Annotated in this window: 9 protein-coding genes; 8 read left to right on the forward strand and 1 reads right to left on the reverse strand. The window is 31.6% G+C overall.

Going from position 1 to position 15,820, the window contains the following annotated elements; genetic code table 11:
• From HALO113_RS18155 to HALO113_RS18185, 7 genes are all read left to right on the forward strand, one after another.
• Positions 1-2,445 (forward strand): N-6 DNA methylase (locus HALO113_RS18155; protein WP_159780557.1); only part of this gene is annotated, 2,445 nt, incomplete at its 5' end.
• The gene (locus HALO113_RS18160) at positions 2,438-3,385 is read left to right on the forward strand and encodes an ATP-binding protein (protein WP_159780558.1); all 948 of its coding nucleotides are present in this window, start codon (positions 2,438-2,440) and stop codon (positions 3,383-3,385) included. The genes HALO113_RS18155 and HALO113_RS18160, both read left to right, overlap by 8 nt.
• Before the next feature lie 17 nt (positions 3,386-3,402).
• Positions 3,403-5,460 carry an McrB family protein gene (locus HALO113_RS18165; RefSeq protein ID WP_159780559.1) on the forward strand — a complete coding sequence of 686 codons (2,058 nt, stop codon included), beginning with the start codon at positions 3,403-3,405 and terminating at the stop codon, positions 5,458-5,460.
• Between the two features lie 2 nt (positions 5,461-5,462).
• Positions 5,463-6,686 (forward strand): McrC family protein, encoded by a 1,224-nt coding sequence (locus HALO113_RS18170; RefSeq protein ID WP_159780560.1) that lies wholly within the window; start codon positions 5,463-5,465, stop codon positions 6,684-6,686.
• Positions 6,687-7,565: 879 nt separating this feature from the next.
• Positions 7,566-9,080 carry a reverse transcriptase family protein gene (locus HALO113_RS18175; RefSeq protein ID WP_159780561.1) on the forward strand — a complete coding sequence of 505 codons (1,515 nt, stop codon included), beginning with the start codon at positions 7,566-7,568 and terminating at the stop codon, positions 9,078-9,080.
• A gap of 56 nt (positions 9,081-9,136) precedes the next feature.
• The gene (locus tag HALO113_RS18180; RefSeq protein WP_159780562.1) at positions 9,137-12,424 is read left to right on the forward strand and encodes a WGR domain-containing protein; all 3,288 of its coding nucleotides are present in this window, start codon (positions 9,137-9,139) and stop codon (positions 12,422-12,424) included.
• Positions 12,425-12,429: 5 nt separating this feature from the next.
• Positions 12,430-14,067, forward strand: a complete 1,638-nt coding sequence (locus tag HALO113_RS18185; protein ID WP_159780563.1) for an SWIM zinc finger family protein — start codon at positions 12,430-12,432, stop codon at positions 14,065-14,067.
• Between the two features lie 182 nt (positions 14,068-14,249).
• Here the strand turns inward: HALO113_RS18185 and HALO113_RS18190 are convergent, their stop codons facing one another.
• Positions 14,250-15,077 (reverse strand): Cof-type HAD-IIB family hydrolase, encoded by an 828-nt coding sequence (locus tag HALO113_RS18190; protein WP_159780564.1) that lies wholly within the window; start codon positions 15,075-15,077, stop codon positions 14,250-14,252.
• A gap of 248 nt (positions 15,078-15,325) precedes the next feature.
• On the opposite strand from HALO113_RS18190, the gene HALO113_RS18195 reads away from it, so the two are divergent.
• Positions 15,326-15,526: a YqaE/Pmp3 family membrane protein gene (locus tag HALO113_RS18195; RefSeq protein WP_159780565.1), complete on the forward strand. Its 201-nt coding sequence runs from the start codon at positions 15,326-15,328 to the stop codon at positions 15,524-15,526.
• The last annotated feature ends 294 nt before the right edge of the window (positions 15,527-15,820 follow it).

A 15,820-nucleotide genomic window follows, 5' to 3' on the forward strand; every position in this document is an offset into this window, starting at 1 on the left:
GATATTAATTATAGACCTGGAAGAAATTATCCTATTGACTATTTTAATGCAAGTGAAAGTATTGTAAATTTAATTGATTCAGGAAATTCTTGGATTAGAAATTTAAAAAAAATAGAAGATCATTATTTAGGGCCAAAAGGTGTTTTTGAAGAATGCTCTCAATTACTTTTAAACTTAGAAAGTAGTAAAAAACTAGAGATTAGCCATATTATTTCTAGATTAGATACAACATCAATAGATGATAATGAATTTGGTACTATTTATGATTTCCTTATAAATTCCTTCAAAACGGATAATTTGGAATTAAATGCTTTTAATACTCCTGAAAGTTTAAAAACATTGATGGTTAACATTTTAAATCCTTCAGATAATAAAACAATCTATGACCCTGTTGCAGGCAGTGGAGGACTTTTAATAAAAGCATTAAAATATAGTAAAACTACAATCGAGGGTTCTGAAGGAAATGAGATTATCAATCGAATAGCTCAATTAGGGAACATGAACCTAATTATGAACGGACTAAAAAGATATGAAATAGAGCCTAAAGATTGTTTTGAAAAAATTAATGATATAAAACAATATGATTATATTATCGCAGATTTACCTATTAATGGATTTATAAATTCTGTTGAACATTATATGCTATATAATCAATATAACTTAAATCCTCCAAGATCTGGTAGAAGCTTTGCTTCATTCATTCTTTTTATTTTAAGTAAACTAAAACTAGATGGAAAAGCTGTTTTTACTGTTTCAGAAAGTTTTCTAACAAGTCAAGGTAAAGAAAAAGAAATAAGAAAATTATTAATAGAAAGAGATTTATTAGAAAGTGTCATTAGTCTTCCTATGGGAGCTTTATTACCTTATACAAATGCAAAAGCTTCATTACTAGTTATTAACAAAGGTAAATCTCCTAACTTATTTAATAAAGTTAAATTTATTAAAGCAAAAGCCTTAGATTTTAATAAAAAATCAAACGTAATTGATTCAGAAGAAGTAATAAAATCCTATTTGAATGATTCTGAATATTCAAAAAACAGTCAAATTATTCCAAATGAAAACTTAAGAAACCTAATCCTTTCAGCTGATGCATATGATGATGAATATTTTATCAGCAATTTAATGTTGAAGGAAGGCACAGGAAAATTACTTTCAGATTTAGTACAAATAAAATCAGGAACACAGCCTGATAGGAATGATTTATCAGAACACGGAGAATTAGTTTTAGTTAAAATCGAGAATCTATCTAAAGAGATATTAGATATCAACCTATCTAAGGATATAATACATGGTGTAAATAATATTGAAAAATATTATAAACATATAATTAGTGAAGATTGCATACTTGTAGCAAGAATTGGAGATTATCTTAAACCAACAATTTATAGGCATTCAGAATATAATAAATCAATTTTAATCCACAGCAATGTGTATGCATTAATTCCTTCTAAAAAAAGAGTTGAATTCGACTTGGAATATTTATATTATCAATTACATGCGACTTTTATTTTAGAGCAAATTAAAAGTAAAAAAGTAGGTAGTGTAATGCCTTATATAACCATTTCTAATTTAGGACAACTAGTAGTTCCATTTGTATCATTAGAGAATCAAGAACAATTTGTTAATACTCAGAAAGCCAATCTGATTGCTGCGGAAAGAGCTCGATTAGAGGAAAAAAGTAAAGAGTTAGGCTATATAGAAGAGATTGAAGAGAAAGAACTAAACATAGTAAGAACAATAACTCATCAATTAAAACATCAATTAACAGGACTTTCAACTGTTTTATCTAAAATTCAAGCGATATCAACTAAAAATAATTTAGGAGAATTAAAAGAGTATGATAAAGATGATCCACGATTAAAAGTAAATCCTGGATTTGAAAAACCTGAAAATGAGAATTTTGAGGAAACATTAAATAAAGCAATCAAAAAAACAGATACTGTAAATATTATTCTTAGAGATGTTGAAAAAGCGATTATATTAAACCTAGAATTTTCAGAAATAAAATTATTGGATTTATTTAATGAAATAAAAAAAGAATATAATCAAAAAGCATTTTCAATAGAAATTACAGGCAATAACCCTTTAATAGATATTTCAAAATCTCATTTTGAAGATCTTATTAATACTCTTATTGAGAACGCAGAAGAGCACAGTTTCGAGGGTATTAAAAAACCTAAAATTACTTTTAATATAAAAACAGATTTAACTAGAGGAATTATAATAATTGATTATAAAAATAATGGTTCTCCTTTGACAATAAATGAAAAAGAATACAAATCAATCTTAACCAAATCTATAAAAAGTAAAGGTACTGGTATAGGAGGTTATTACATCAATAAGATTATTGAAGCACATAAAGGTATTCTAAAAATAGAAGAAAATTTAACATCAGGTGTTCATTTTATAATTGAAATACCTATCAAACAAATAGAAAATGAGTAAAAGTATATTATTAATAGATGATAAAGAGGAGTTTAAAGATGACTTTAAAAGCACTGCACAAAGAAAAGGATATTCTTTAGCATGGGGAAAAAGTTTTGAAGATTTAGTAAATAAACTTCCAGATTTACATTTAAATATCACAGCTATAATACTTGATATAAAATGCTTACTTAAAAATGATCAAGAAATTGAAAAAGAAGATTTTATTGGCACTGCTTTAAATTATCTCAATAGAAATTTTCCTGCTCTTCCAAGAATGATTCTAACTGGGGATGAAAAAGCTTTAGAAAACATTAAATTATTTTATAATACTGATACAGAAGATGTCTATAAAAAAGAGCCTAAAGAACTTGATAGACTTTTTAAAAAACTAGAAGAGCATTATTCTAATTATCCTTCAAGAATTTTAACTTATGATGAAAACGAAATAAAAGAACTGATAAAAAAAGGAGAAAGCAAAAAATTAGAATTTAAATCTTCTATTCAATTTTGTGTAAGAGAACAAATTGTTAATAAAGATTTAAGATTTGAATCATTTAAGAACTTAGCTGCTTTTGCAAATTCAGATGGTGGGGAAATTTTAATTGGAGTTGAAGACAATACAAATATTATTGGTCTAGAGAATACTGATTATAACACCTTAAAAGAACCTAATAAACAAGATTCTTTTAGATTGTTACTGGACAGTTTAGTGGAGTCTTATTTTGGCAATTCATTTCAAAAAAATCTTGAAAATTTAAAATTTTATTCGATTGAAGATAAAACCATATGTAGAATTACTGTCAAAGGGAAAAACCACAGTCCAATATTTATTAAAAAAAGAGATAAATCGGGAAAAAATTATGAAGCCTTCTTTATTAGAAGTCAAGCAAGTGCTAGAGAGTTAAAAGGTGCAGAAAAAGACATTTACATAAAGGCTCATTGGGAAATTAATGAATAATAATAAAACCGAAAAACATGAACTCATTTCTTTTTTCTGATAAAATTTTATCAACAATACTTTCTTTAAAACAAGATCAAAAAATTGAAGATTGGATATTCAAAGGAGAAACAGAATTAAAATTTGGAACACCAGCAGGACCTTGGCAAGTTAAAGGGTTCTTATTTGAAAAATCAGATAGGTCCTATTCATATATTCTAAGGAGTGTTCCTAATGCTAATAGTTCGAGTTATATTGTATTAGAATCAATAAACCTTAGAAGACAATTATATAATATGGATTTAAAAAATCCAAAAATATTAAAAGAAAAGGAAGGAAAAACAATTCTATTTGAGTCCTTTAGAATGACGGCTGGAAAAGGAAAGAAAAAAGAAATTGAAGTTGAAAAAGCTTTTAAAGATTTAGGAATTCAATCAAATATAATAACTATAATTGACGATACTTCTCCAGATTGGTTAAAAATTTTAAATGATATTTTAAATTGGGCAATACTAAGAGAGAAAGTTAAAATAAGTCTTAAGAATAATTTTAATTCAAATTCTGAAAATCATAATTCCACAAAAAAAGAAATGATAAATATTCCACTAAACCAAATCCTATACGGTCCTCCAGGTACAGGAAAGACCTATCATACTATTAATAAAGCCTTATCTATTATAGAAAATAAATCAGAAGAAGAACTACAACTAGAAAGTAGAAAAGAAATTAAAGATCGTTTTGACGGTTATTTAAATACAGGGCAAATTAGTTTTATTACTTTCCATCAAAGTATGTCTTATGAAGATTTTATTGAAGGAATTAAGCCTATAATGAAAGAGGAAGAAGAAGAGGATACTGATTTAAATTACTTAATTCAGAATGGTATTTTTAAAGAAATCTGTTGCAAAGCAAATGAAAACATCAACATTGAATTAAAGGATAATTTTGATGAAGTTTGGTCTACATTAATAGATTTAGTGAGATCCAAAATTTTAAATAATAATTTATTAAAAATAGGTTCTTGGGAATACGGTTTGTCAAGAAAGAATTCACTTAAATATACTTCAATAAATTCACCATCTAAATATACTTTTACAATTACAAAGAAAAATGTATATGATGCCTATAAGAATATAAAAGCAAGACCTTCTGGTGCATTTCAAAAAGACATGTTAGATGTTGTAGCATACATGAAAAAAGAATTAGACTTAAATGAATATGCCGAAAACAATCAAAAAGATATAGAAACAAATCAAAATGAATCAAACTTTGTTCTCATCATTGACGAAATCAACCGAGGCAATGTGTCCCAAATTTTTGGAGAACTGATTACCTTAATAGAAGAGAGCAAACGTTTAGGAAATGATGAAGCTTTAGAAGTAACTCTACCCTACAGTAAAGAGAGGTTTGGAGTACCTCCAAATTTATATATTATAGGTACGATGAACACCGCTGACCGAAGTGTGGAAGCATTAGACACTGCTTTGAGACGACGTTTTTGTTTTGAGGAAATGATGCCAAAACCTGAATTATTAAGTCCTTCGGCTATGTATTGTAATTTATTATGGGAATACAAAGAAGTTCCTTGGGAAGATAAAGAGTTCCTAATTAAAGAAGCTGAATTATTTGACTTAATAGGTGTTACAAAGGAATTAAAAGATGAAAGAAAAAAAATATGGGATGAACAAATGGTTGGGCAACAAACAAATGATTTTACTCATTTTGATTTGTTTTCTTTTACAGGAATTAATTTAAAAGCAGTATTAGAAACTATTAATAATAGAATTGAAGTACTTTTAGATCGTGACCATACCATAGGACATTCCTATTTTATAAATGTGATTTCATTAGAAGATTTAGAAAATACTTTTAAAAACAACATTATTCCGTTGTTACAAGAGTATTTCTATAATGATTATGAGAAAATAGCTTTGGTTTTAGGTGAAGGTTTCGTTGAGATTAACAAAGTAAACGAAACTAAAGTAGCTTTTGCTAAATTATCTATACCCGTTGAAAGACCAGATTTTCAAACAACTTTTAGTTTAAAAAAGAATTTTGACATCAAAGAAGCTATCCTTCAATTATTAACTGTATAAGTTTGAATCGTACTAAACTCATACAAATATTTGAATATGCTACTTTAATTTGTGGCCAAAAGTATAATGGGAATATATTTGAAAAAGAACATTTTAATGCATTAGTAAAACTAAATGAAGCGCATCAAAATAAATATTTTACAATAGGTCTTAATAAAATTACTTTCACACAATATGTTGGTGTTATTCAAGTAGATGGATTAACCATTGAAATTTTACCCAAAATAGACAATGATGGGAAAGATGAAAGTGTTTGGCACAAAGCTTTGATTGAAATGCTTCGAGTAACTCGAAAACTAAAAGTACAACAAGTAGACGAAGCCCATGTTAAAAAACAACAGGTCCATCTGTTAGATATTTATTTTGAATGGTTTTTACATGAAGTACAGCTCCTACTCCATCAAGGATTAATCAAGAAGTACTATAAAGAAACTTCTAACGTAAAAGCTTTAAAAGGAAAATTAGAGTTTGCCAAACACATTAGTCATAATTTAGTTCATAAAGAACGCTTTTATACCACGCATCAGGTATATGATAAAGACCATTTGATACATCAAATTTTAGGGCAGGCTTTGGAAATTGTAGCTTCTCTTTCTAAAGGAAATTATTTGTACAGTTCTTGTAAAACAGTACAATTGAATTTTCCAGAAGTGAAAACCATACAAGCGAATGAGCAGACGTTTTCAAAAATACCCAACACTAGAAAAACAGCTCCTTATACAACGGCTTTAAAAATTGCACGACTTATTATTTTAAATTATGCGCCTAATGTACAACATGGTAGTGAAAAAATGATAGCCTTACTTTTTGATATGAATGTGCTTTGGGAAGAATATATCTTAGTTCGTTTACAACAAACTAATAAAGGACTTCGTATTTTAGGACAAAGAAGAAAAGTATTTTGGGAAGGCATTGCTTTAAAACCCGATATAGTTATTGAAAAGGACAACGAAACATTTATAATCGATACGAAGTGGAAAAATATAGGGTATTCTAATCCTTCTACTCAAGACTTACGACAAATGTTTGTGTATAATGAGTATTGGGGTTCTAAAAAAGCGATGTTGTTATACCCTAGTATTTCTAGTTCTTTTGATGGTTTTAAAGCCTTTACAGGTAAAGAGCAAGCATGTGGTTTGGGTAAGGTTTCTATTTTTAAAGAAGATTCAACTGATTTAGACGATACTATTGGTACAACAATATTGGAATGGTTTCAGAAAGATTGAGATTCCTCCTACGTCGGAATGACAAGGTTGTGGGTCATGTGTACAGTTGATGGTTGGTGGAAGTGTTCTAACATGGTTTGTGGAGCTACTTATGCGACCCTTACAGGGTGACAAACTGGGAGGCAGAGGGTTGTTGGTTGATGGAAGTACTAATGTAATCTCCTTGTACTGGGATAGCATGGCCTCTTTATGGTAATGTATTGTGTTAAAATGTGTCGAACCAATGGTATTTTTTTTTCTTGTTGTCTTTCTATTGATAGGGTTGAAACTCTAGTCTGTACAATTGACGCAGCCTATGGTTCTTTATAAAAATGGTGCAAATCTTATACCAATGATCTATTTTGTAACCACGCGATTTAATGCGTTGGGAAAAATATAATTATAACTTGTTTGTAACTAATACCTCCTTTATTAAAACTCCTTTCAATACTATTTTATGTGTTTCTTGAAGGGGAAAACTGAAAAGTAAAAAGTGAAAAGTGCAAAGTAATAACTAGTTTTCAGTTAGTTAGAAAGATAGCGATATTAAATGATATTTTATTGTGTTAAAAAATGGAAAAAACGGTTTTGCTTTTTGGATTATCTAAAAAAAGATAGCATATTTGTTATAGTTAAATACCTTGCTTTTCTTGTAAAAGAAAAAGATGATGTTTCGTCATCAAGTAGAAATTGTATTTCACACATCACTACATACTATCTTTAGGGTGAGAAAACGCACTAGTAGTGCATTTTCGGTTCCTTCTCCGAGAGATAAAATACACTACTAGTGCGTTTTCTCTGGAGTTGATAGATATAGTCCTTAGAAAATACGAAGGATTTAACGAAGTCCTATTTTTAAATCTATTAAAAATAGGACTTTTCATTTTTAACACGTTAAATATGTCTGGACAACTTACAAGACAACAGCTTTATGACCGTATTAAATCGAGTTCTAAAGACAGTTATATTCTAGAAGAAATGAAACGTTTGGGTTTTTGGAAATCCAAAGGACAGCCCACTCTGGAAGAAACGCTAATAGAAAAAGAAACCTCGCTACAACAGGAGTTAAGTACTTTAGTGGCTAAGGAACGTAAGTTTCAAAACCAAGAATTGTTGCTGAAAGAAATTCATAAGCAACGCATGCAAAATGCTAAAGCAAAGCGTGAGGAAACCAAAGAAAAGAGAGCACAACAAAAACAAGAGAAAGCGGCTCGATGGGAAGTTTTAAGGACAACTGAAATTATTTATCTGGGGGAAGGTGTTTCTAAAGGTTTACAACCTACTGCTAGTAATAGTACCCTTTTAGCACAATATAATCTTCCTTATTTTGATACGGTTGCCCAACTTGCCGATGCTATGGGTATTACTACAAAAATGCTAACCTATTGGGCCTATCATAGACCCGTAAGTCTTACCTCGCACTATTATACTTTTGAAATTGCCAAAAAATCGGGTGGCAAAAGAAAAATTGCTGCACCTAAAAAGGGTTTGAAAAAACTACAAAACTGGATTCTTACTTCTATACTTTCTAAAATAGCGCTTCAGGATGAAGTGCATGGTTTTACTAGTAAGCGTTCGATTGTAAGTAATGCGCAACCCCATATAGGTAAAACGGTGGTGGTGAATATGGATTTAAAAGATTTTTTCCCTAGTGTGCATTATAAAAGAGTGAAAGGTTTATTTTCTACGTTAGGTTATTCTGAACAAATAGCTTCTATTTTGGCTTTGCTATGTACACAAGCTGAAACAAAACAGGTTACATTAGATAATGTCTTGTATTATGTACAACAAGGAAATCGAGTTCTTCCTCAGGGTTCGCCTGCTAGTCCTGCTATTAGTAATTTGATTGCGTATAAATTAGACAAGCGTATAAAAGGTTTGGCTAAACGATATGGTTTTACCTACACACGTTATGCCGATGATCTTACTTTTTCATCTGATACGGCTACGGATAAAGACATCGCTGCCCTACTCCACTTTGCTAAAAAAATTAGTACTAGTGAAGACTTTACCGTTCATCCTGATAAAGTACATGTAATGAAGCAATCGCGACAACAAAAGGTAACGGGCGTAGTTGTTAATGAAAAACCAAACATTGATCGTAATAGATTAAGACAATTTAGGGCGTTATTGCATCAGATTAAAAACAAGGGATGGCAAGATAAACAATGGAGAAAATCCAATAATGTATATGCTGCTATTGAAGGTTACATTTTGTTTGTACATATGATTGCTCCTGAAAAAGCTCTTGTGTTTCGCAAGCAATTAGAAGACATTGTGGCTATACATGGCACACCTCCTACTACAGAAGTACAACCCGTACCTCAACCGGTTACAGAAGAAAAAACCATTGTTCCTGAAAATAATAGCAAGGCTAATGAAGAAGACACAACCAACTGGTGGACTACATTTTAAAGGGTGTACGCTATCAATATCTTATATCATAAAAAATAACGAAAATTAAACTATATATGAAACTGATTCAACAATGTAAATTATTTTTCCGTGAAGGCAATTCAGATAAAGTTTATGAAATAGATTTATGTGAACTAACTAACGGGGAATATGTAGTTAATTTTCGTTATGGTAGACGAGGCAATGCTTTAAAAGAAGGTACTAAAACACCTGCTAGTGTAGCCTTAGCAGATGCCGAAAAAATATTTGGTAAACTGGAATATGAAAAAAGAGCCAAAGGATATCAAACGGAAGCTGAAGTAACTATTGCGCTTCCTATTTTGGAACATATTGATACTACCTCAATGGAAGGACGCATTTTATTGCGTTTACAAGATGCTCTAGAAGGCACACGTTCTTTTAAAACGTCTTGGAAAACGTCTCGCGTGATTTGGAAAGCCGGTGAACTAGGCATTGAAAAAGCGATACCTTATATTTTAAAGTTAGCCCACAAAGGAGATACTTTTCAATTGTATGCTTCTGTTTGGGCATTATTACAATTGAAAGCTAAGGAAGCCGTTCCGTTTTTTAAAACCACTGCGTTACAAATCAAATTAAAAGACCATGTGCGTTGGCTGGCTTATGAAGCTTTGTTCCAATTGACCGAAGAGGAAGCTATTTTGGAGGAAATGAAAGCCAAATGTTTTTCTTTGTTACCTGAAACCTTACAAGAGGTAATTACGGAAGGAAATACAAGTGCTATTTTTACATTTTATACGATACAATTAGAACAAAACATTGCCTTAGAAGGTTTTGTTCCTTTTTATTTATTGCATTCGTTTAATCCGCAATGGTCTGAAGGCATACAAACACTTTTGCAAACGATTCCTTTTCGCCCTCCATACTTTAAAGCTGTTCGTAGTTTATACAAATTGGCTCAGGTGCGACAAGATTATAAAACATTAGCCTTACTTTCTTATCGCTTAGAAAAGGAAAAAGCTATGTTTTCTAGAACTGCCTCATTGGATCCAGATGGGTATCCTACACATCAATATATTACAAGTTTAAATAAAACAGTTAATGTAGGGAAAGAATTGCGAGGTGCTACTAGTGCAGTTGGTTTTTCAAACCATACGAAGTTCTATTTTCAACAAAATAGTAAGTCTTATCTTATTCAATTAGGAGAAAAAAAGGATGGAAAGGCTTATCTTTCTCTTGCGGTACAACAATTGCTACAATATACCATGGCCGATTATACGGCAAAATATACAGAAACTCCACCCTATGGACAATATTTATATGATATAAGACAATATCTTTTTACCACTATTGAATATGCTGAATGTTCTAAATCTTATTTGCTTTCTACTATTTTGTATGGTAATGACCCGAATCGAACGGTAACGAATAAACTGGAACTCATTCACAATAAAACTTATGAAATTAGTGACCGTTGGTATTATAATGCCGCTGATGTAAGACCTTATAATGCTACTACTGAGAATACAGAAAAAAAGGAAGAAAAAGGATTGCTTAGTACTTTAAAAAATTTCTTTAGTAAAAAAGAACCTGTTGCTCCTGCTCCTATAACAACATCAATTTCAGAACCTGAAGAGGTGGAAGTAACTAGAAAAGCGCTTTTTCCAGAACATTGGGATGCTTATCCGCAAGCGTATGTTCAATTATTAATGGATGCCAAAATGGATATCATCCATCAATTTGCAATGGAAGGCTTACAAGTTCACCCTGATTATGGAGCTATCAAAGCCAAGTTTTCGTTGGAACATGTGGTTCGTCTTTTACAACATAGCTTTGAAATACCACAGCAATTGGGTTACGAATTATTAACCACTCGTAAAGAAGAGTTTATTAAAAACACGTCTTTATTACTTCGTTTATTAGAGGTTACGCACCAACCTACTTTGGATTGGGCAAAAGAACAAGTTGAAAATAACAAAACTACTTATTGTAAAGAAGCAGATGCGCTAATTGCGCTTATTTTAAATTCGCAACCCACGTTACACGATTGGATTATAACTTTACTTAACACTCTAACTGTAAACGATGCTACAGCTAAAACAGTAGTTGAAAAAACGATTGAGTCGCTTATTGTATTTGAAAATACGCCTACAAATAGTGTGTTGGCAAAACAAGTTATCCAACGTTTAAAAGTAGTTGCTGGTAACCAACTTGCTTTGGTTCACCCAAAAATTGTAAGTTATTTATTAGAAGCTTCTTTACCTATGAATGCGCTTTTGGCTAGTGAAATTATTGCCTTAAAAGCGGCACAAGAAACCATTCCGGTATCGCTTTGTGTCGATTTTGCGCAGCATGCCTTACCTGAAGTGCAAGCTATTGGTATGGAGTTATTACTAAAAGTTTCTCCTACAGAAGTGGTTAAACATTGGAACACTATTTTGTCATTACTTACACATTCTAATAAAACTATTGTAGCTACCGTTGTACAATTAGGATTACAGGATTATTTAGCTTCACAATTACAAAGCACTTGGATTCAACTCGTACATGTTTTAATTAGCCAACCTCAATTTGAAGGAAGTCACGCTTATATTTTATCTCTATTAGAACCTTATGAAACGCATTTAGATCAATTGGAACCTAATTATTTGTTACCCATGATTTTTGCCAATTATAGAGATGTTCAGGTGGCAGCCGCTTCGTGGTTGTATCGTTATCCAAGAACTTCTGAATTTACTTGGAGACAAGTTTTAGCTTTGGCTGATAGCGAACTGCTAGTGGTTCGTCAATGGGTATGGCAATTTTATACGAATCATGTGGCCAAAGTAAAATCTGAAAAAGAGAAAGCACTTAGTTTAGTCGATGCCAAATGGGAAGACAGCAGACAATTTGCATTTGAATTTTTCAGTACACAATTTGAAGCTTCCGATTGGACAACAGAAACATTAATTAGCTTGGTTGATTCGGTAAGACCCGATGTGATGCAGTTTGGAAAGCAATTAGTGATGCGTTATTTTAGTGATGCACAAGGACATCAGTATTTAATTCAACTGTCACAACATCCTAGCGAAGTGATTCAATTGTATGTTTCTAATTTATTGAAAGAATATGCTAGTCAGCAACCCGAACGAATCGTTGCTTTAGATTATTATTTCCGTTCGGTATTGTTTCGTGTGCATAAAGGAAGGGTTACCAAAGAACGTGTTCTCGACTTTTTAACTATTGAAGCATTACAAAACGAAGTTGTTGCACAATATGTTAATGGCTTATTTTCTTATTTATCTGCCACAACCGCTTTGCAAGATAAAGCCCGATTTATTTTGGCTTTAAGCCAAATACAAGATCAATATCCTCATTTGGATTCTTGTTTACTATTAAATTCTTAAAGCTTATGATTTTTGATTATAAATACAAAGGAAATTCTAAAGTTGCTACTGATGCAAATTCGGTAGGTATGCAATTTGCACCCGATGTTCAAAGAGATCCCACCTTCTTTGTAGGGAAATTACATAAGAAATTGGCTTTTAGAGAAGCTATTTCTGCATTGCATGATGTGGTGGTGTCTGATTTGCGCTTTGTTCCCAAAGACCGTGAAGCTTATATGCAATGGTTAAAAGAACAAGAGTCTATTTGGCTTTCCGATTATATTGCTGAAAATCAAGTAGAGGCAACACGCGAGCGAATTGCTCAAATAAAAGAAGAATTACAAGCGGTTTACAAAGAGAAAGATAAAATATTAGGCCCATTTAACAAAGCAAAAAAGGCTTATTTTGATTATTTATATCAAAAAGACAGGGATGCTTGGTTTGTTTTAGACCCCGTGATTACTGTACATCCTGATGAAGTATTTTTTGAATGTTTTAGCCAAGATGAATCTTCATATGGAAAATTGAGTTGCAATTATAATGTTTTTACGCAAATAGATACTTTTGCTTGTGGTACCACTAATATTGATTATTCGCAATCGCTTTATAATGAGTTCCAAAAAATTAGAGATTATAAAGAAACTTCCTTTGCTATTGATCCTAGTGGTTTTGAAACACGCACTACGAATGAAGAAGAATACAAAGAAGTAAAAATTGATTTACCAGACTCTTGGGTAAGAGGGTTTTTACAGGTAAGTTCTGCCATGACATTGCCGGCAGTTACCTTTGATTTGCACCCGCAAGACATGTATCTTTTATGTTCATATTTAAGACGTTTTAAAGAACAAAAAGGACCAAGAGCTTTGCGTTTTATTTTAAAACCAGGACAACCTGTACAGGTTTTGTTTGAACCTTGGCATGAGATTTTTACTTTTTACCGTTCTCCTTATACTGGTTCACAAGAACAAACCATACGTATTTGGGGAAGGCGTCGTTTGCACATCTTAGAGCGATTACTACCTATTGCTAGTCGTTTTACGGTTCATCTTTTAGGAAATGGACTACCTTCTTTCTTTATTGCTCATTTAGGGGATATGACTTTTACGTTAGGATTATCGGGATGGACGGCAAACGATTGGAGTCAATCTGGTAATTTTGACCTGATGGCACCTAGAACTACAGTTGATCAAAAGACACAGGAACAAATATTTAATACCTTGAAAAAGGATTGGTTAGGTACTTCAGATGCTATAGCAAAGCATTTAGGACTTACTACTGATGTAGTGGCTTCTTCTTTAGCCGCTTATACACAAGCGGGAAGAGTAATCTATGATTTACATAAAGGGGTATATCGCGTTCGTGAACTTTCTCAGGAACCTTTACCGATGACTTCTTTACGATTTGCAAGTGAACAAGAAGAAAAAGCCAATCGATTACTTCAGGAACAACCTTTTTCTGTTAAAGCAGAAGTAAAAGATGCCGTTTTACATCTTGCCGCTAAAATAAAAGACCAACGAACAACTTTTCAAACGGAAGCGCAAATTGATAAAGACAATCGAATGATTAGTGGCTCTTGTAGCTGTAATTATTTCTTAAACAACGGATTGCGAAAAGGACCTTGCGAACATCTTTTAGCATTGCGAATGGAGATGAATAGGAATTAGTTGGTGGTATTTGGTTGTTGGAAGTGTTTTAATAAGGTTTATGGAACTACTTATGAGACCCTTACAGGGTGACAAACTGGTTGGAATTTTTTATCTATTACAAATTACCAATCTTAACTATCTAGCGACAACATGAGTCTATAATTGAGATGCTGAATCAAGTTCAGCATGACAAAGCGTCCTTACTCCTTCTCTATTTTACACAATACTTCTGTTTTCAAGTATTTCGCTACTGCATCGTCATGATTGTTCCCTATTATTTCTAAATGTGGCAACTTATCTTTTAAGGTTTGTTGTGCATTATTCATAATAAGTCCTTTAAAGGCTTGGGATAACATTTTTTCGTCGTTAAAACCATCTCCAAAACAAATGGTTTGTTGAAAAGTACTGTTTTCTTTTTCTAATATTTTGGCAATGGCATAACTTTTATCAATGCTTTTATCCATTAATTCGAGACAGATAGGCAAACTAAAACAGGTCTCAAATGGCGATGGCTGTTGTTTTTTTATTAGATTATCTAATTGCAATAATTTTTGGTGATCTTCATCTACAAAAAGGAGTTTTATAGCACTTAAATCGGAAACTTGCTTGAAATCTACAATTTGTGGTGGATAATGTAATTCTTTTTGAAAACTATTGAGTTTTAGATTGTGTTTATTGGTTAACCAAAATTCTTCTTTAAACAGAACTGTAGTTATAGAATCATCTATATCTAGTGATAAAATATTTTGTATGGCATCACTTTCAATATCGAAAGCAAAGAATAAATCATTCTCAGGTGTATGAATTCGTGCCCCATTTGAAGTTACTAAATAAACGGGGATTTCTAATAATTTGGTTAATTGTATTGCATCTTTATGATGACGCCCTGTTGCAACAATAATAGTGTAACCTTGTTTGTATAATTCTTGAAAAATTTCTTTTGTATATGTTGATATGGTATGTGCTGCATTGAGCAATGTACCGTCTAAATCGGTTGCAATTACTCTTAGATTGGGGGTTTTAATCATGGTATTGGGTATTCGGGTACAAAGATAGGGAATTTAGAAGTTAGAATTTAGAAATTGGGAATTGGGAATTGGGAATTAGTTTAAAGTCGAAAGTCATAAAGTCGAAAGTTAACGCTTAACTGTTTTTCATTATAGTGATACAAAATAAACCAACCAACAACCAACAACTGTAAACTTAAAAAAACCGTAACAAATGTGTACTTTTTGCGTCTAATAGCGTATCATCAATCAAAAAAAAAATAGTAATCATGCGTTATGTTTTAGCATTCTTTTTTCCTTGGTTAAGCCTTATGCTACAAGGAAAAATTCTTTCTGGTCTGGTTTGTCTGATTTTACAACTAACTATCATTGGTTGGATTCCTGCTTTTTTATGGGCGGTAACGGCATTGAACAGGATGTATGCAGATCGTAGAACGAATCGGATTATTCGGGAAATAAGACAAGGGTAATTATTTTCCCCTATTTTCTTATAGGTTCTATTCGAATTGTATGGGATTAAAAAGAGGGATAATATATTTTTTTTAAAACAATAATGTATGAAAATATTTGTGGTTGTTTTTGATACTTAAAACAAAAATGAATGTTTTAATATTTGAATCTTACCCTATTTGAATTCTCTTAATGATTAAAGTAAGTTCTAAGTCATTCGATATATAAAAGTATTTTGATGCCGCTTAATTATTTTATACTAAATATTAGAGGCTATCCTAAGCTTAGGATAGCCTCTAAATAAACTTAAATCA

This window comes from Flavobacterium sp. 9AF (assembly GCF_902506265.1).
In the GTDB taxonomy this organism is placed as follows: domain Bacteria; phylum Bacteroidota; class Bacteroidia; order Flavobacteriales; family Flavobacteriaceae; genus Flavobacterium.